General features: G+C 32.4%; 19 protein-coding genes. 9 read left to right on the top strand and 10 right to left on the bottom strand.

The features are described from left to right. Positions 1–187, bottom strand: a 187-nt coding sequence (locus tag PHC28_RS04365; protein ID WP_300096763.1) for a DUF6428 family protein, incomplete at its 3' end; no start/stop codon positions are given. Positions 188–231: 44 nt separating this feature from the next. Next, entirely contained in the window at positions 232–561 is a 330-nt protein-coding gene (locus PHC28_RS04360; protein WP_300096762.1) for a helix-turn-helix transcriptional regulator, read from the bottom strand. A 322-nt stretch (positions 562–883) separates the two neighbouring features. On the opposite strand from PHC28_RS04360, the gene PHC28_RS04355 reads away from it, so the two are divergent. Next, complete coding sequence (locus PHC28_RS04355; RefSeq protein ID WP_300096764.1) at positions 884–1,816, top strand: LytTR family DNA-binding domain-containing protein; 933 nt, start codon at positions 884–886, stop codon at positions 1,814–1,816. A 137-nt stretch (positions 1,817–1,953) separates the two neighbouring features. Here PHC28_RS04355 and PHC28_RS04350 read toward each other — a convergent pair whose 3' ends face one another. Next, a complete protein-coding gene (locus PHC28_RS04350) occupies positions 1,954–2,289 on the bottom strand; it encodes a GIY-YIG nuclease family protein (protein ID WP_300096761.1) in 336 nt (111 codons plus the stop codon). Between the two features lie 371 nt (positions 2,290–2,660). Between PHC28_RS04350 and PHC28_RS04345 the strand changes: the two genes are divergently transcribed. The 3 genes from PHC28_RS04345 to PHC28_RS04335 all read left to right on the top strand — a co-directional run bounded on the left by PHC28_RS04345 (position 2,661) and on the right by PHC28_RS04335 (position 5,779). Beyond that, positions 2,661–2,918, top strand: a complete 258-nt coding sequence (locus PHC28_RS04345; protein WP_300096760.1) for a 3-oxoacyl-ACP reductase — start codon at positions 2,661–2,663, stop codon at positions 2,916–2,918. A 122-nt stretch (positions 2,919–3,040) separates the two neighbouring features. Then, positions 3,041–5,062 carry a tetratricopeptide repeat-containing sensor histidine kinase gene (locus PHC28_RS04340; protein WP_300096759.1) on the top strand — a complete coding sequence of 674 codons (2,022 nt, stop codon included), beginning with the start codon at positions 3,041–3,043 and terminating at the stop codon, positions 5,060–5,062. Positions 5,063–5,110: 48 nt separating this feature from the next. Continuing rightward, a complete protein-coding gene (locus PHC28_RS04335; RefSeq protein WP_300096758.1) occupies positions 5,111–5,779 on the top strand; it encodes a response regulator transcription factor in 669 nt (222 codons plus the stop codon). A 63-nt stretch (positions 5,780–5,842) separates the two neighbouring features. Here PHC28_RS04335 and thiL read toward each other — a convergent pair whose 3' ends face one another. Continuing rightward, complete coding sequence (gene thiL / locus PHC28_RS04330; RefSeq protein ID WP_300096757.1) at positions 5,843–6,892, bottom strand: thiamine-phosphate kinase; 1,050 nt, start codon at positions 6,890–6,892, stop codon at positions 5,843–5,845. Between the two features lie 505 nt (positions 6,893–7,397). Between thiL and PHC28_RS04325 the strand changes: the two genes are divergently transcribed. Next, positions 7,398–8,330 carry a 1-phosphofructokinase family hexose kinase gene (locus tag PHC28_RS04325; RefSeq protein WP_300096756.1) on the top strand — a complete coding sequence of 311 codons (933 nt, stop codon included), beginning with the start codon at positions 7,398–7,400 and terminating at the stop codon, positions 8,328–8,330. 71 nt (positions 8,331–8,401) lie between these two features. Next, complete coding sequence (locus PHC28_RS04320; protein WP_300096755.1) at positions 8,402–8,884, top strand: DinB family protein; 483 nt, start codon at positions 8,402–8,404, stop codon at positions 8,882–8,884. 43 nt (positions 8,885–8,927) lie between these two features. Here the strand turns inward: PHC28_RS04320 and PHC28_RS04315 are convergent, their stop codons facing one another. The 4 genes from PHC28_RS04315 to PHC28_RS04300 form a co-directional block, all read right to left on the bottom strand. Further along, a complete protein-coding gene (locus PHC28_RS04315; protein ID WP_300096754.1) occupies positions 8,928–9,887 on the bottom strand; it encodes a YafY family protein in 960 nt (319 codons plus the stop codon). Between the two features lie 35 nt (positions 9,888–9,922). Next, positions 9,923–11,299 carry a hypothetical protein gene (locus PHC28_RS04310; protein WP_300096753.1) on the bottom strand — a complete coding sequence of 459 codons (1,377 nt, stop codon included), beginning with the start codon at positions 11,297–11,299 and terminating at the stop codon, positions 9,923–9,925. A gap of 104 nt (positions 11,300–11,403) precedes the next feature. Beyond that, a complete protein-coding gene (gene lepA / locus PHC28_RS04305) occupies positions 11,404–13,200 on the bottom strand; it encodes a translation elongation factor 4 (RefSeq protein WP_300096752.1) in 1,797 nt (598 codons plus the stop codon). A 263-nt stretch (positions 13,201–13,463) separates the two neighbouring features. Beyond that, positions 13,464–14,006, bottom strand: a complete 543-nt coding sequence (locus PHC28_RS04300; RefSeq protein ID WP_300096751.1) for an alpha-ketoglutarate-dependent dioxygenase AlkB — start codon at positions 14,004–14,006, stop codon at positions 13,464–13,466. A 71-nt stretch (positions 14,007–14,077) separates the two neighbouring features. On the opposite strand from PHC28_RS04300, the gene PHC28_RS04295 reads away from it, so the two are divergent. From PHC28_RS04295 to dusB, 3 genes are all read left to right on the top strand, one after another. Next, the gene (locus PHC28_RS04295; RefSeq protein ID WP_300096750.1) at positions 14,078–14,665 is read left to right on the top strand and encodes a hypothetical protein; all 588 of its coding nucleotides are present in this window, start codon (positions 14,078–14,080) and stop codon (positions 14,663–14,665) included. A gap of 2 nt (positions 14,666–14,667) precedes the next feature. Then, a complete protein-coding gene (locus PHC28_RS04290; protein ID WP_300096749.1) occupies positions 14,668–15,609 on the top strand; it encodes a hypothetical protein in 942 nt (313 codons plus the stop codon). A 154-nt stretch (positions 15,610–15,763) separates the two neighbouring features. Next, positions 15,764–16,756 carry a tRNA dihydrouridine synthase DusB gene (gene dusB, locus PHC28_RS04285; RefSeq protein ID WP_300096748.1) on the top strand — a complete coding sequence of 331 codons (993 nt, stop codon included), beginning with the start codon at positions 15,764–15,766 and terminating at the stop codon, positions 16,754–16,756. 281 nt (positions 16,757–17,037) lie between these two features. Here the strand turns inward: dusB and PHC28_RS04280 are convergent, their stop codons facing one another. Then, on the bottom strand, positions 17,038–17,637 hold the full coding sequence (locus tag PHC28_RS04280; protein ID WP_300096747.1) for a hypothetical protein: 600 nt from the start codon (positions 17,635–17,637) through the stop codon (positions 17,038–17,040). Between the two features lie 60 nt (positions 17,638–17,697). Further along, positions 17,698–19,173 (bottom strand): RNA polymerase factor sigma-54, encoded by a 1,476-nt coding sequence (gene rpoN, locus PHC28_RS04275; protein ID WP_300096746.1) that lies wholly within the window; start codon positions 19,171–19,173, stop codon positions 17,698–17,700. Positions 19,174–19,327 lie beyond the last annotated feature (154 nt).

The raw sequence follows: 19,327 nt of genomic DNA, 5'->3' as shown, positions 1-19,327 counted from the left end.
CCCAAAGTTGAACTATGATTTCAGTCCAAGCATTCATTTTTCCGCCACAATCTACAGATGTGATGTTGGCTTGTTTAATTTCGGTAATATGAAAAGAGGAGTGAACTCTGCTCTTTAATGCAAATTCAAATTGCAAATGATGCTCAGGATATTGAGCTAATTGTGTTTTAAAAACGTTCCAGTTCATAATATATTTTAATTTTTACTCCCAGAGGGTTGGGGAGAGGATTTTTAGCAGCATTCAGATGATTTAATGCAACAGGTTTGTACTAAGTTTATAAAATTTTGAATTTTTAGAATAATCTTTTCATCCAAACAATAGCAAATGTTGTTTCCCTTAATGGTTCCTTTAATAATCCCTACTTTTTTTAATTCGGATAAATGCTTAGAAACGGTAGATTGTGCTAACGGCAAAATTTCTACAATGTCTCCACAAACACAAGTGGGTAAACCCATTAAAATTTTTACAATTTCTAGGCGAGCAGGATGTCCTAATGCTTTTAGAATATCGGCCATTTCATTGGTTTCTGTTGAGAAACCAGCTGTTTTTGTTATTCCCATATCGCAATATTACGATATTATTATGAATTGACAAAAAGAATCTTAGAAATATTTTCAAAAAGTGAAATATTTGTGATTTGTCTTGTATTTTATCGGATTTATTTGCACTTTATTTTAATGTATCAACATTTGTTTAAAAAATATTAACAACTTATATGTAAAATGGTCTAAATGTTTATTTTTAGCTTGTTAAAAAGGTGTTTTTTGTAAAAAAACGAACACTTTTATGTAACTAGTTCCCAAAACTACCCGAAATACTTAAATTTTGAAGTTACACTTCAATCTTCTAATGTTATGCCTAACAAATTAGGACACGACATTGATGAATTTGCCCTACATTATTATTGACGACGATCAAGAAAGTGTTTTGAAAACCAAGGCTGTTGCTGATGGTTTTTCGGAGCTTGTCTTTGTGGCAGCAGCTAATACCTATGCTGAGGGTCTAAATCTTATATTAGAACACAATCCAAAATTAATTTTTCTTGAAATTGATCCAGCTGATAAAAAGAGTAATTTATCACTCGCGCTCATCAATGAGTTGTATCGCTATTTGAGCGTTATTCCTAAAATCATTATTACAACTACTAAGAGAGATTCAGCATTTGAGGCCATTCAATATGAAGTGGCTGATTATTTATTGAAACCAGTGCAGCGAATTGATTTGATAAAATCGATTCTGAAAATGAAGAAAGCGATTGGTGAAGATGAGGTTTCAATAATTAAAAATCCTGCTTTCGAAAAACTTCAAAGACAGACTAAAGTAGAACCTCAAGATATTGGAGAATCTCCAGAATTTGTTGAAGAAGAAGAAACTGCTGAGGGAGAAGAAAAACAAGAAACTTCAGAAGAACAAGAGGTAACTTCTTTTGTGCCAAAACAAAATAAACAAATTTCAATTGTTGAACAACCTCTTGTATTATGTATCAAATCCTATGGTGATTATCGTTATATCGATGCCAAAGACATTTGCTATTTCCAAGCCGATAATAACTCTACCGACATTCATTTGAGTAATGGAGAAATGGTTACAGCATTCAAAACGTTGAAACATTTTGAGGGAATCTTAACCCATCCTTTTATCCGAATTCATAATAGTTATATTCTAAATCGGGATTATATTTCCAGAATTCACACCGGAAATGCCGTTTGTTATATTAAAAATACCACCACAAAAATTCCATTTTCCAAATCCTATAAGGAAAATGTAGATACAATTATCTCAGATTTTGCCAATGGCAACTATTTGGAGATTTAAAAAATAATGCTATTTTTCTATTCAACATTCATTCTACTTGTCATTTCGACAAAGGAGAAATCACATAACGAGAACTGATGGGATTCCTTGTTCCTCAGAATGGTAAGAAGGAATTGCAATGACCAATAAATTATTTTTTAAACCTTCATAAATCGGTCATTCAAAAACTCAAAGTTACTATTGAATGACTTAATTAATGCTAACTTTTTATCTCTTCGCCAAGCTTTCAATTCTTTTTCTCGTGCAATAGCTTGTTGAACCCAAGTATGTTTTTCATAATACACTAAAAATTCAATATTGTATTTTGCTGCAAATGTTTTTATACCTTTTTCAATGTTTTCCTGATGCTTTTTTAGTCGCTCTCCTAAATTATTAGTCATACCTATATAATAAGTAGAACGGTATTTGTTTGTAATGATATACACATAATAAGTATGGTAGCCCTCATTGTATTCTATCATTGTATTGTTCATAATTACTTGTTTTTATGTTTTTTGTCATTTCTGTAAAAACAAAGTTAAGTTTTTTTGTCATTTCGACCATAGGGAGAAATCACATAATGTGAGCAACTGATGAGATTCCTCCTTTGTCGGAATGACAAGAAGGAAAAAGGAATGACAAAAAGAAGCGGCAATAACATAACGCTACAAATTGTTAATTTCCTCAAAAACCATTCACCCAGATTTGAGGGTCATTCACTATCAAACGGCTACATTCTACCACAAACGCCTTTATTTGTAAGGGATTTCGAGAGATGCTATATACTTTTACACCGTGTTATTGTGATAACCGCAATACATAATGAGTAACGTAAAAAACGTATAACGATATAAAACCCTAAATTATGAAAAAAGCAATTTTAACATTCAGTTTATTATCATTGGTAATGATATTAACTTCATTCACTACACCAGAGACAACTATTGTTGCCGCTGCAGGTCAAGGAGCAACAGGAGGAACAGTAAGATTAGATGCTGCAGGTCAAGGAGCAACAGGAGGAACAGTAAGATTAGATGCTGCAGGTCAAGGAGCAACAGGAGGAACAGTAAGATTAGATGCTGCAGGTCAAGGAGCAACAGGAGGAACTGTAAGGCTGGACTAATCTACATTGATTTAAATTAGACTTATATTTTATAAATATAGTGAGGCTATCAAATTTTGATAGCCTTTTTTATTGCCAATAGTTTTATTTTAGTATTTTTGATGCCATTCAAAGAACAACTATTGAAAAGAATATTCTACATACTGTTACTGATTGCTTTCTTTGGCTGTACTAAGAAGAATTCAAAAAGCCAAACAACTACTTCAACAGAAGAGGACAGTCTTTCTACCTACCTATCTAAAGCCAACGATTTTAGTTCCACTACTAAAAAAAGACAGGAATATATTCAGAAAGCATTTGATATTACCATCAATCAACCCAATGATTCCTTACAAAGAGTAAACTTGTTCCGGATAGCCAATCGTTATTATAATTTGAACGATTGGAACAATTATCGCAAAATTGCACAAATTGTATTAGAAAAGGCCGAAAGCGGGAAGGATACTGTGAGTATCGCTAAAGCTTTTTCCTATTTAGGGGATTATTATGGTTCTCAAGGTGTTTCAGATAGTGCTTTTTTGTATTATTTCAAAGCCGAAAAAATATATCTGCAGCGGAATGATAATTACAACCTTGCTAAAGCACGACTCAATAAAGCTCAGTTGCAATACAACGAAAGTGATTTTTCAGGCAGTGAAATTTCTGCTCTCAAAGCATTGCGTGTTTTAAAAGGAGAGAAGGCAAACGCCGTGGCTTATGAATTGTATAATCTTTTGGGGTTAGTTTATAATGAATTGGGGGAATATGATAAAGCAATAGAATATCATACCAAGGCTTTAGAAACCTTAGATTTAGAAACATCTCCAGTTGAATTTCAGTATAAAGCTACTTCAATGAATAATATGGGTTTGGTCTATCTTAATTTGAACCAATACAAAAAGGCAATTCCCTATTTTCAACAAGGCTTGGAACAAAAAAAAGATTTACTTTTATACAAACCCTTTGTTTATGCATTGTTATTAGAGAATTTGGGCTATTCTCGATTCAAATTAAATGAATCTAAAGAGCTTCCTGAACTATTTTATGAATCTTTGAAGATGAGAGATAGTTTAAAATTAACAACAGGGATTATTATTAGTCAACTCCATCTTTCAGAGTATTTTGCATCCAAAAACGACTTTGTAAAATCATTGAAATATTCTAATGAAGCACTTGCAACCGCTAGAAATTCAAAAAATAACCGTAATCTACTATTGCCTTTGAAACGAATGGCACTTATAGAACCTTCGAAATCGGCTATTTATAATAAAGAATACATCCATATTAATGATAGTTTGCAAAAGGCAGATAGAAATATTGCTGATAAATTTACCCGCATTGAGTATGAAACAGATCAGATAAAAGAGGAAAACTCCGCTTTAACAACCCAAAATAGGAATTTGGTGTACATTTTTGGATCTATTTTAATAATTGGTTTGTTTATGTACATCATCAAATCACAAAAAGCTAGAAACAGGGAGTTGTTATACAAACAGGAACAACAAAGAGCCAATGAGGAAATCTATAATTTAATGATTTCTCAACAAAGTGAAGTGGAAACCATCAGGGTAAAAGAGAAAAAACGAGTTGCCCAGGAATTGCACGATGGCGTTTTAGGAAGAATGTTTGGTGTGCGGATGAACTTGGACAGTTTGAATAAAATCAATGATGAAGTTGGTGCTTTTCAAAGAAACAGTTATCTAAATGAATTGAAAAGTATCGAACAGGATATTCGTGAAATTTCACACGATTTGAATAGGGAGAAATCGGAATTAATTAATAACTTCGTAGCCATCATAGACAACTTGTTTGAAGAACAGAAAAAGACGTTCGATCCAAAATTAGTTTCAACAATTGATTCAAACATAAAGTGGGAATCAATAAGCAATGCCATCAAAATCAATTTATATCGTATTGTTCAGGAATCGCTACAGAATATTAATAAGTATGCTAAAGCTAATGCCATCAAAGTAGAATTTAAAAAAGAAAAGCAAAATTTGTTTTTGATAATTAGTGATGACGGAATTGGTTTTGATGTAAACAGAGCTAAAAAAGGAATCGGTTTGCAAAATATGCTTTCCAGAATAGATGAATGCAACGGAACATTTGATGTGAAATCTAAAAAAGGCGAAGGAAGTACTATAACAGTTACAGTTCCTATATGAAAGAAAAAAATTAAAGACAAATGATTATTGACCCCCAATTCTAAATCAATGAAAAAAAAACACATATTAATAGTTGACGACCACCCATTTATTATTCAAGGCTACAAGAATGGTATTACTAGATACAAGCCAACGGAATATGAATATACTTTTTTAGAAGCTAAAGATTGTAAATCAGCTTATGAAATAATAACTGACCCGGAAACACCTACATTTGATATTGCTTTTTTAGATATTAGTATGCCCACTTATGAGGAAAAAGGATTGTTCTCCGGCGAAGATTTGGCAAAATTGCTGAATGAATGTATGCCAGATTGCAAAATTATTTTGCTTACTATGTACACCGAATTGTTGAAAATTAAAAACATAATTGATACAATAAACCCTAAAGGACTAGTAATAAAAAATGATTTAACTTTCGATGAGTTGCTTTTTGGTTTTGACAAAGTGATAAATAATGAGACTTATTATAGCCAGTCGATTCAGAAAATGATGGATCAAGATTTACTAGAAGCTATAGAAATAGATCTTTTTGACAAACAAATTCTTTTCCATATTTCTAAAGGAACCAAAACAAATGATATTGCTCAATACGTTCCAATATCTATAGAAGCTATAGAAAAAAGGAAAATGAATCTAAAAAAATTATTGAATATTAAAGATGAAAGTGATATTGAACTTGTAAAAGAAGCTAAAAATAGAGGTTTGCTTTTTTAGTTTTTAAACTCAATATAAAAAGAACGGCACTTTAAAAAAGTGCCGTTCTTTATTTGTCTTTATTTATTCTTCACTCAAAGCATCCCAGCCACGAGCTTTTAATGGAATTCTAGTGTTGGCACGTGTTACCAAATGAATTCCTTCGCTTTCTTGAGTCATGTGACCAATAATTGAAAAGTTTGGATTTCCTTTTATCTTATCAAAATCTTCCATTTTAATAGTGAAGAGTAATTCATAATCTTCACCGCCATTAATAGCAACTGTTGTTGCATCTAAATCAAATTCTTCACAAACATTCATAAACTGAGGATCTAATGGCAATTTATCTTCATATAAATTGCAACCTACTTTCGATTGTTTGCAGATATGCATAATTTCTGAGGACAAACCATCCGAAATGTCAATCATCGAAGTTGGTTTTATTTCTAAAGCGTGCAATAAAGTGCGCACATCTTTTCGAGCTTCAGGTTTTAATTGGCGTTCAATAATATAAGTATAAGCATCTAAATCGGGTTGTGAGTTTGGGTTCACTTGAAAAACTTGTTTCTCACGTTCTAAAACTTGCAATCCCATATAAGCTGAGCCAATATCGCCTGTTACAACTAATAAATCAGTTTGACCAGCTCCATTTCTATATACAATTTCATTTTCATCGGCTTCGCCAATAGCAGTAATGCTGATAATCAATCCTTTTTGTGAGGATGTTGTATCTCCGCCAATAACATCTACTTTGTATTCATTAGCGGCAAGCGTAATTCCGTCGAATAATTCTTCTAGAGCTTCCAGTGGAAACCGATTAGAAACCGCTATTGAAACCAGGATTTGGGTCGCTTTGGCATTCATCGCACAAATATCCGAAACGTTGACCACGACCGCTTTGTAACCCAAATGTCTCAAAGGCATATAACCCAAATCAAAATGAACACCTTCAATCAACAAATCAGTAGAAACGACTACTTTTTTAGCTCCAAAATCTAAAACTGCAGCGTCATCACCAATTCCTTTTAGGGTGGAAACTTGATTAATTTCAAAGTTTTTGGTCAAGTGGTCTATTAATCCAAACTCTCCGAGTTGAGCAATGCTTGTTCGTTGTGGGGATTTATCTTCTATCATTATATTTTTATTTTGAAGTGGCAAAGGTACGAATAAGAGAAGGGTTTTTGTGAAATAAAAAAATCAGATTCAACGGAGTCACTTTATTGGTCACAGCTGTAGTTAAAACTATATGACTATCCGTGACTAATACCAAACCGATAATATTAGCCACAGATTAAAAAGATTTACACAGATTTCTTTAGTAATTATATGTAAAATCTGTGAGAATCTGTGAAATCAGTGGCGAAAAAAATATAATTGGTACACTTTGCGGACTGTCATATAAAACTATGCACTTTAGTGCATTTTCCCTTTCAGGTTCTAAAAATTTTTACCGCAGATTCGCAGATTATTTATATGGATTTGATTTTTAATCTGCGAATCTGTGGTTGAATTATTTTTACTCTTAAAACTTTGCAGACTTTTAGCCTGCTAAATTAAAACTATTGACTTTCAGTCAATAGTGGTTTATTTATTTATCATTAAATTTAGGGCTTCAATACACTATTTTAATTTTTAGAAAATGAAAACATTCGATATAATTACACTTACGGTAAATCCATCTCTTGATAAAAGTGCTCAGTTTTCGGGATTAGTTGCTGAGCAAAAAATTCGTTGTGGATTACCACGTTATGATGCAGGTGGCGGAGGAATCAATGTTTCCAAAGCAATTTCACGTTTGGGTGGACAATCATTATGTGTGTTTACTTCAGGAGGTTCACCTGGAGAAAAGTTGGAAGAATTGGTACAACAAGAAGGAATTGCAATAAAAACAATAACAACTCAAAATTGGACAAGAGAAAACCTTGTTGCTTTAGATACTAATACTAATGCTCAATATCGTTTTTGTTTTCCTGGAGCTGCAATTTCAGAAATTGAAAAAGGGAATATCATTCAAACTATTCAAGAACTAAAACCAAAATATTTAATAGCAAGCGGAAGTTTGAACGAAGGATTATCAACAGATTTTTATCAACATATTGCAATTTTAGCGAAAGCTTCAGGAATAAAATTAATTGCAGACACTTCGGGAGAAGCGTTGCAAAAAGTACTCGAAAAAGGAGTGTATTTAGTAAAACCAAATATTGGCGAATTAGCTAAATTAATAGGAGTTGAACGATTAGAAATAGAAGAAGTTGCGCCAGCAGCACGTAAATTAATAGCGAAAGGAAGCGCCGAAATTGTAGTTGTTTCTCTAGGTGCTCAAGGAGCAGTTTTAGTAACGGCAACTCAAACCGAATTTGTTTCAGCACCCAATGTTGAAAAGAAAAGTACCGTTGGAGCAGGCGATAGTATGGTAGGTGCAATGGTTTGGGCATTATCTCAAAACAAAAGTTTAGAAGAAGTCGTGAAATGGGGAGTTGCCTGTGGCTCGGCAGCAACGATGAACGAAGGGACGCAGTTGTTTAATTTGGAAGATGCCAAACGATTATTTGATTGGTTGCAAAAAAAATAAAATACTACTGACAAACTGTTGTCACTAGCTGTATCTACTTTTGAAGAAGTAAAAATTTAAACTTTAAAATTATGAAAAAACTAGCGGCACAAGTTATTACTCCTGAAGATTTGTTGAAACATTGGCAAGGGCATCGCGCTTTGACACGTCGTGTAATTGAATTGTTTCCTGAAAAAGATTTCTTTGAATTTTCAATTGGCGGAATGCGTCCTTTTTCTAAGATGGTTGATGAACTTTTGGCCATTGGCGCACCTGCCATGAGAGGCATCGTGAATCGAGATGTTCAACCTTATAATGAAGAAGGAGGGGAGAAATTAATTTTCAAGGCACAATATCTTAAAAAATGGGACGAAGCAACGGAAGAAATTAACCTCAATTGGGAGAAACTGACGATAGAAGATTTTAATGAAACCTTTAATTTGTTTGGACAATATGAATTCCCGATTATCCAGAATATTCTCTATTTTATTGACAATGAGGTACATCATCGCGGTCAAGGTTATGTGTACTTACGGGCACTAGGCATTGAACCTCCTTTTTTCTGGGAAAGATAAATTAGTAAAGCTCCTAAAATGAATTTTGTTTTAGGAGCTTTTTTTATAAAAGTCTTTGTCTGTTTATTTCTAGTAATTCCAGAATTCTTGTTTTTAATCTTTCGGGTTCTAGTATAGTCGCATAATCTCCAAACATCAGAAACCAACGCGCAAAACCATTTTCAATATCACGAGTCATAAACGTCATTTCGATTTTATTATCTATTTCTTTTTCAGAAACAAAGCCGTGGTATTTTTGTTCGAATGCCAAGTATTTGGCAATTTTTTTATCTACAAGAATCCGAACTTTTGTTGTTGGAACATTTTTATCTTTATCCAAATAAGTTTCTAAGGCATCGTGTTCTAATGAAAAAGGAATTTCCGTTTTTTGAATTCCGTGAACCCGATCAGCTCGAAATTGACGATACTCTTTTCGCAAATGGCAATAACCAAATACATACCAATTGTTATTTTCGTGAAAAACGCCAACAGGCTCAATATGTCGCACTGTAATTCCATCCGATTGAATCGCTTCATATGACAGAATAACTTGGGTTTTTTCGGCGATACTTTCAAAAAGAGTCGCTAAAGTATTGGGCGATTTATCATTAAAAAGCTTCTCTCCCGATTGCATTAAAACACTCGATTCAATGCTGGAAACCCAATCTTTATCATCGCTTCGAAGTACCGCTTTTAGTTTGTACATCGCCGAAGCATAATGATTTCCAAGTGTCGCATCAGTAAATTTTTGCATTAATTTTTCGGCAGCAATAAAACTACTGGCTTCTTCTCGTGTAAACATCACGGGCGGCAATCGATAGCCTTCCATCAAAGCATAACCAACTCCAGCCTCACTATAAATAGGAACTCCCGAAGCTTCCAGCGTGCGAATGTCACGATAAATAGTGCGCAAACTAACATCAAAACGATTCGCTAATTCCTGTGCTTTCACAATTTTTTTGGATTGCAATTGAATAAGAATAGCAACAATGCGGTCAAATCGTTTGGGAGATTCATCAAACATAATTGGGAATGTTTTTGTGTTATTTTTTAAGATTTTTATCCTCCGTTAACTCCAAACTTTCTAAAAGCTTGAATGGTTTGATAAATTCCGTATGAAACGAATATTTTTGAAAGATTTAAAAGTAATAAAGGGAAAAAGTATTCGTCAGCTTCAGGAATTGGAGTTTTTAAAAAAGAAAAAGGATTTAAAAATTTGATATAGATTACTGAAAAATCTTCAAAAGTTTTAGGTAAAAACAAGGTGTTTTCTATCGCTATAATAAAAGTAATTAGATACAAAAGATAGAAAGAAAAACTAGTGATAAAAATAAAACATACACCTCTTGTCCAATCTAATCCAAAATAATTTGAATGCCTGTTGAAAAATAATACTATTTGGTCTTTACAGTTTTTACCTTTTTCTTTGTCATAAGCATTTAACTCATAAGCTTTAAAACGTAAATAATCGATTTGATTATGAGTGTTTATAAGTTCTCTTTTTATAGCTCTTAAAGTTTTTCTATCCCAATTCTCAATTGCTTTATTGTTGTTTTTGTTCAAATCATCAAAATAAGCCGCTTCTGCAAAAGTTACTTGGTGGATTTTGAAAGAGTTGGTTTCTAAGTTTTCAAATGAGACTTTTTCTTGGAATTTTGAATGTAGAATCTCTATTTTATTAAATTTTGAGTTGTCAAACAATGAGTATTTTTCAAATTTACAAGCAACAAATCTTAATTTTGAATTATCTAAGTGTTCGCATTCTTCAAACCAAGTAGTATTTAGGAAGTCACATTTATTGAAAGTGAGATTTGAAAAATTTGATTTATTAAAAGTTACTTCTTCAAATTCTGAATTTAATATTAATGAAGTCGAATCTTTAATGAAATTATTTTTAAAACCTAAGAATTCTTTGAAATATTGTCTTTCTATGTTTAAATCATTAAATGTATTTTTAGTTATGAAAGTTTTTTCTCTAAATGTATTTTCATATAATTGAAACTTTCCTTTTTTTTCAAATGTATTAGTTGTGAAAGTAAAATGTTTTTGAAAGTCGCAACCAAGTATTTCAATGTGATAGTTAATATTGTCATTGTCTTCGAAGTTAAATGAGTTGCAATTTGAATGATGTATCAAAATGCTCTTAGCAATTTTGATATGAGAAAAACTGACGTTCTCGAAATTATTAATTTTGAGAATTAATAAATCATTAAATGAACACGATTTAAATGAGATATTGATTTTTTGAGTAATTGTTTCATTTTCATAAGTAGGGTTTTTAGTAAAATGAGTTCTTGGAGAAGTGAAGTTGCAATTTTCAAATCGTGCTAAATTAATATTCTCTAAATCTATATTAGATAAGTTAATTTCTTTTTCTCTAATTCTAACTCCTGTTTTAAGTAGCTTGTGTAATTCTTCTTCACTAATTTTTTCCATAACCAACTATATCTTTCCCAAAAATAAACAAAAAAACCTGACAATTTTCATCATCAGGTTTTCTCTATTATCTATATTCGTCTATTATCTAAAAGTCAATAAAATTAATCATTCAACTTCAAAACAGCCATAAACGCTTCTTGCGGAATTTCAACATTTCCAACTAATCGCATACGTTTTTTACCTTTTTTCTGTTTTTCCAATAATTTACGTTTACGAGAAATATCACCACCATAACATTTGGCAGTAACATCTTTTCTCAAGGCTTTTATCGTTTCACGGGCAATAATTTTAGCTCCAATTGCGGCTTGAATCGGAATGTCAAATTGTTGTCTCGGAATCAGCTCACGCAATTTTTCACACATTTTTTTACCAATATTGTAGGCGTTACTTTCGTGAATCAAAGCTGAAAGTGCATCTACAGATTGGGCATTCAATAAAACGTCCAATTTTACTAATTTGGAAGTTCGCATTCCAATTGGCGAATAATCAAACGAAGCATATCCTTTAGAAACGGTTTTCAATCGATCGTAAAAATCGAATACAATTTCGGCCAATGGCATATCAAAATTCAATTCCACTCTTTCTGTCGTCAAATAGGTTTGATTGGTGATAACACCACGTTTTTCGATACACAAACTCATTACGTTACCCACAAAATCGGCTTTGGTAATGATAGTTGCTTTGATGTAAGGCTCTTCAACACGATCTAAACTAGAAGGTTCTGGTAAATCCGATGGATTGTTTACCACCAAAGCTGTTTCTGGATTTTTTTTGGTATATGCTAAATACGAAACGTTAGGAACAGTAGTAATTACAGTCATATTAAACTCGCGTTCCAAACGTTCCTGAATAATTTCCATGTGAAGCATTCCTAAGAAACCACAACGGAAACCAAAACCTAAAGCTGCTGAACTTTCGGCAGTAAATACAAGAGAAGCATCATTCAGCTGTAGTTTTTCCATCGAAGCTCTTAGCTCTTCAAAATCTTCGGTGTCCACAGGATAAATTCCAGCAAAAACCATTGGTTTCACATCTTCGAAACCAGTAATCATATTCGTTGTTGGCGTTTTGGCATCTGTCAGCGTGTCTCCTACTTTTACCTCTTTCGCCTCTTTAATTCCAGAAATCAAATACCCAACATCGCCAGTCGAAATTACACTTTTTGGAACTTGGTTTAATTTTAATGTTCCTACTTCATCGGCAAAATATTCATTGCCCGTAGCCATAAATTTAATTTTCTGGCCTTTTCTAATTTCGCCATTTTTCACACGGAAAATAACCTCAATTCCCCGAAACGGATTGTAATGCGAGTCAAAAATCAAAGCTTGTAATGGTTCGTCTTTATTTCCTTTTGGAGGTGGAATTTTCTCGATAATGGCGGCCAAAATATTTTCGACACCAAAACCCGTTTTCCCCGAAGCATGAATAATATCTTCTAGCTTGCAACCCAATAAATCAATAATATCGTCGCTAACTTCCTCAGGATTTGCACTTGGTAAATCCACTTTGTTCAAAACTGGAATAATTTCCAAGTCATTTTCAAGAGCCAAATACAAATTCGAAATTGTTTGTGCCTGAATACTTTGCGCAGCATCCACAATCAAAAGTGCACCTTCGCAAGCCGCAATCGAACGCGAAACCTCATACGAAAAATCCACGTGTCCCGGAGTATCAATCAAATTCAAGATATAATCCTCGCCTTTGTATTTGTATTCCATCTGAATCGCATGACTTTTTATGGTAATCCCACGTTCACGTTCCAAGTCCATATTGTCAAGTAATTGGGCTTTTTCCTCACGAGCGGTAACGGTTTGTGTAGCACCAAGAAGTCTGTCGGCAAGTGTGCTTTTACCGTGGTCAATGTGTGCAATAATGCAAAAATTCCGTATATGTTTCATTCTTTATGTATGTCGATTTTTTGGGCGTGACCACAAGGGTCGGGCTTTTCGTTACAATCTTTTTCTTTTTAAAGAAAAAAGAAAAAGGATTTCCTCTGCAATCCCTCACGCAAGCAATTAATCTGCAAATATAGGTATTTTTTGATTGAAGATTTTAGATTAATCAAACTCATTAAGGAATGACTAAAAATGTACTTAATGATTGAAATTGGAAAAAACAGAATTTTATTATACAGCTAATGATTTAGGAAAGTTTAATGGTTTTATTTTTCTGTAATCTTTCTGAAAGTAAGACTAAATCTTTCGCTTTCTTTAATGTTTTTATCAGGCAAAATCGAATGTAGCCATTCTGTTTGTGTATTTTGAGACATATAAAAATAACTGTTGTTTTCTAATAAAATATCGTAGATCATTTTTGAATCATTTTTACTTTTAAATCTTAAAATTCTTGACGAACCAAACGAAAAAATTACGATTCCAGTATTTTTATCTAAAATGTCAATCTGATCTGAATGAAATCCCATCTTTGATTTATTTTCAAAATAAAAATTAATTAAGCAATTATTTGGAATAAATCCATTTTTAGAATTGACAATTTTAACTAATTCATCTAGAAAATTAGGAATTTCATTTTGATCATAATGAATATTTGAATAGTTGTATGGAATGCCAAAACTCGCTGTTTTACGAGCAACAATAGAGTTATCCCAAATAATATTAGTTTTTAAATGGTTTAATAATATTTCAAAGTCTATTAAAATATTATTTATAAGAACAATTTCTTTTTTTAATTCTTTGACTTTCATAACGATAATAGAAAATATTTCTTGCTTAAAATTAATGAATTTTAGCTAGCTTTGTTGAAATATTATAATTTATGCCAATATTAGATAAATTCGGAAATGAAATTGAACATCATATAGATTTTCCAAATGATTTAGAAGTAAATAACATTGAGTTTGGTGCAGGTAGAAATAATTTCGGAAAAAGAGAACATCCTAAATGCTACTTAACAGATTTATCTTATCCTGAATTACTTTTGCATTTTAAAGAATATGCTAATTATGAAACCGAATATTGTCATTATTTAGATACTGTTTGTCATTTTTATGACTATAATTTTGCAAGAAAATTTGAAAACATTATTTTATGTAATCCATATAATTATGGCTTTTATGGATTAGGTGAAGCAAAAAAATTCTTTAATAGAGCTGGAGATATTCTGTCTGAAAATGGAAAAATTCATATCATTGGTAAATCTGATAATAAATGGTGTAAAAAAGAATCGTTTGATAATTTTTTAAAAAATGAAATTGAAATCTATAAATCTAAATATGATTTTGAAATTGAAAGTTATGATCCTTTGGATTCTAATCACGAAATAAATACAAATTATATTTTTTACCGTACAGGATTGAGGGACAAAACAATACCTAACGAAAGATTAATTATTAAGAAATTATAAAGATGAAAAATATTTTCACATTCGATGATATTGTATTAACTGATAGTTATAGGAAATCTGATTATAAAAATAATCTTAATGACCATATTGTTTCTGTTTTAGATTTTGCATTAGATAACACTGAATCTAATGTTTTGAAAGATAGAAATCTAAAATTCAGCAAGCTTTTATATTGGGAATGTCTAAATACTATTTATGAAAGATTTCCAATAAAAACTAATGAATTAGAGAAAGAAGAAAATAGAATATTTGAACAAAAGTTATATATAGACATTATAAGTAAATTAGGCGGTTTTTTTGATGCAAATGACGAATTACTTTTAGAAACAATTGATTTTACTATTAGTAATTATGTTGATAATCTTAATTATGGTGAAAAGCTAGAAATAAATCCTTGGAGTTTTACCAATGAAATATTAATGGATAGTAATTTGTTGTATTCGTTTACTGACAATAAAGATGAATATAAACATCTTTTAAAAAGCAATAAAAAAGAAAGTGAATTGTCCAAATATCTAACCATCGGTGTTTTAGGTAAGGGCTATAGGAAGGATTACATACAATCATACATAAAAGATATATACGCATTAAGGACATTGTTTTTAAATTTATTAGATGAGAATAATCACGATTGTCTAAATCCTTTGAAAATCAACGATATAATCAAACAATTTAGAGATTTAGATATTTCAAAAAATGATTTGACGGATAGTAATATTAAGAATTGGATTGTAAAACCATTAAAGAAAAATATAAAAATAGGTTCTAATAAAAATGGTTATTTTATAATTAGAACTGAAGAAGATTTACAAGAATCATATAAAAGTCATTATAATAATTTTATTGGGTTCTATAAAACTTTAGAGAATCATAAGAAACTATCTATTTCTTCTTTTTTGGCTTTTGGAGATGAATTTAATAAGCATAATAAAATTTTGAAGTAAAATAAGAATTACAAACTGCCCTCAAATAATTTCATAATATTTGAGGGCTTTTTTTTGGAAGAAATGTCAAATTTAATATTTATCCATAATCTCTCTAAAGCTTTAGCTTTTTTATGTTTAAATAAAATAGCCTAAATTTGCAAAAAAATTACCCTTGATAAAGATTGGCAACATAGAACTTCCTGATTTTCCGTTACTTCTCGCACCCATGGAAGACGTGAGCGATCCGCCATTTCGCAGATTGTGCAAACAACACGGAGCCGACTTGATGTATTCCGAATTTATTTCTTCCGAAGGATTGATTCGCGACGCCATCAAAAGCCGAATGAAATTGGATATTTTCGATTACGAAAGACCTGTTGGAATCCAGATTTTTGGAGGAGATGAAGAGGCGATGGCGATGTCATCCAAAATAGTTTCTGCCGTAAATCCTGATTTGATTGACATTAATTTTGGTTGTCCCGTAAAGAAAGTCGTTTGCAAAGGCGCAGGTGCAGGTGTCTTGAAAGATGTCGATTTAATGATTCGCTTGACGCAAGCCGTTATCGACAGCACGCATTTGCCGGTTACGGTAAAAACTCGTTTGGGTTGGGACGACAATTCCATCAATATTGATGAGGTTGCCGAGCGTTTGCAAGATATTGGTGTTGCCGCTCTGAGTATTCACGCCAGAACTCGCGCTCAAATGTACAAAGGCCATTCCGATTGGTCTCATATTGCGCGAGTAAAAAACAATCCAAGAATCACGATGCCTATTTTTGGAAACGGAGACATTGATTCCCCAGAAAAAGCATTGCATTATAAAAACGAATATGGCATAGACGGCATTATGATTGGTCGTGCCGCCATTGGTTATCCGTGGATTTTTAATGAAATCAAACATTACTTTAAAACTGGCGAGCATATAGCAAAACCCACCGTTGCTGATAGAGTGGAAGCTGTTAGAAACCATTTAACTTGGGCAATGGAATGGAAAGGAGATCGTTTGGGAATTGTAGAAACGCGCCCTCATTATTCTAATTATTTCAAAGGGATTCACTCTTTTAAAGAATTTCGACAAAAGCTGGTTACACTTAATACTCCCGAAGAATTATTTGCTGTTTTGAATGAAATTGAACTGGCTTATTCGGATTACCAGGTAGTTTAGATTTTTGGTTCTAATTTTCATCATATTTGTTGTAAATAGTATTCATTATAAGCGTTCAAACCGAAAAATCTATTTTGATTGATTTACTTCAATATGACTATCCGTTACTTGTGCCAATTTTGAAAATGGCACACGTATGACACAGATTTAAACCGATAAAAACGGATTTTTATATAATATCAGCGAAAATTCGTCTAATCTGTGTCATCCGTGTGTTTTGTTGAGTTATTAGTTCGCTTAGCGGGCAGTCATATACTTCAAAATAGCAATGATGTTTCGATTTATAAAAAAAGCAGTTGCGGAATAATTCCTAAAAGAAAACCAATCACCAATTCTTTGTTTGTATGTGCTTTCATCTCTAAACGAGAGGAAGCTATAATGCCATTCATAAGAACTAAAAAGGCAATTAAGTTGAGGTTTTTGGTTTGATTGTGAATGCTTAACCCAATAATAAAAAGCGTTAAAGCACTTATAGTTATCATATGAAGACTGGCTTTTGTTTTAAAAAAAAGTAAAATATAGGCCAAAAAAGTGCTCAATAGTCCACCCAAAAAGAAAAAATGCAATTCAGGATAAAGTTCTAATGTTACACTTTTCCGAACCAATAAAACAATCAAAAAACACTGAATAATTAGCGGAATTTTGCGTTGCTCTATTTCTGAAACCATAATCGAATCCACTTTTCCTGCTGCGCGCATAAGTACAAAAAACAGAATGGGAAGCAATACTGTGATGATTACTATTTGAAATAGCACAAAGTATTTTTCAGGATTCTCATAATAGGATCCATTCAAATAAAAGTAAATCAAGGTCGTGTAAACCGAAATAAATATCGGATGAAATAAATAGGAAAAAAAGGGAAGGATTTTTTTTGAATTCATTCTATAAAGTTAAAAGTGTAAATCAAAAATCGCTAATCAACAATTTAAAATCTGCAATCCCTACATTTTCTTCCTCATTCTCGCTACCGGAATATCTAATTGTTCTCGATATTTTGCAACAGTTCGTCTAGCAATTGGATAGCCTTTTTCTAAAAGGATTTCAGCTAGTTGATCGTCAGGAAGTGGTTTTTGTTTATCCTCGTCTTCAATTACATTTTGTAGAATTTTCTTGATTTCGAGTGTTGAAACTTCTTCTCCTTGGTCGTTTGTCATCGATTCTGAGAAGAATTCCTTGATTAGTTTTGTACCATAAGGTGTTTCTACATATTTGCTGTTCGCCACTCGGGAAATTGTCGAAATGTCAAGTCCAACTAAATCGGCAATGTCTTTCAAAATCATCGGTTTGAGCTTGGTTTCATCACCTTCCAGAAAGTATTCTTGTTGGTAATGCATAATTGCATTCATCGTCACATAAAGTGTTTCCTGGCGTTGTTTGATGGCGTCAATAAACCATTTAGCTGAATCTAGTTTTTGTTTGATAAACTGAACGGCATCTTTTTGTGCAGTCGATTTGTCACGAGAACTTTTATAGGTTTGCATCATTTCCTGATAATCTTTGGAAACGTGCAGGGAAGGAGCGTTTCTTCCGTTTAATGTCAAAACCAGTTCTTCATCAACAATGCGTATCGAAAAATCAGGAACGACGTGCTCTGTAATTTTATTGTTTCCAGTAAAGGAACCACCCGGTTTTGGGTTTAGTTTTTCTATTTCGTGAATGGCAGTTTTGAGTTGTTCATTTGAAACAGCATATTTTTGCAATAGTTTATCATAGTGTTTTTTGGTAAAAGCGTCAAACTGATTTTCGATAATATCGATGGCCAAAGCTACATATTCCGTAGGTGTTTTGTGTTTTAATTGCAACAACAAACATTCCTGTAAATCACGTGCTCCAACTCCCGAAGGTTCCAGTTCGTGAATGATGTGCAACATTCTCTCTACAGTTTTTTCGTCAGTGTAAACGCCTTGGGTAAATGCCATATCGTCAACCATATCGGGAATACTTCTTCGAATATAACCCATATCGTCAATACTTCCTACAAGGAATTCTGCAATTTCCCGTTCGTCATCATTCAATATAAAAGTATTTAACTGATTGATTAAATCTTGGTGAAAACTTATTGGCGCAACTAGTGGCGATTCACGTTCTTCATCGTCATCGCTGTAATTATTGGCTTGAGTTTTGTAATCTGGGGTTTCGTCGCTGCTCAAATATTCATCAATATTGATGTCGCTTGTATCTTCGCTTTCATTGTCATCATAATCGTCGAATTCGTCATTGGCATCATCATTGTCAAATTCGTCATTATCATAAATTTCTTCTTCTTCAGCTCCAGTTTCTAATGCTGGATTCTCGTTCATTTCTTCCAATATGCGCTGTTCAAAAGCTTGCGTTGGCAATTGAATTAACTTCATCAACTGGATTTGTTGTGGAGATAATTTTTGGGATAATTTTAGATTTAGAAATTGTTTTAACATTTTTTGGGTTATAGGTTATGAGTTTAAGGTACAGAACTTTTAATCTTAAACTTTGAACAAAATGGATTAGGGTTTTAGTATTAGTACGGAATGATTAATTTTTTTAAAATCATTATCATCACTAACAAGAATCCATTTATTAGCGGTGCATATT

The organism is Flavobacterium sp. (genome assembly GCF_028712645.1).
Taxonomy (GTDB): Bacteria; Bacteroidota; Bacteroidia; order Flavobacteriales; family Flavobacteriaceae; genus Flavobacterium.
This window is presented reverse-complemented; position numbering and strand designations above follow the sequence as displayed.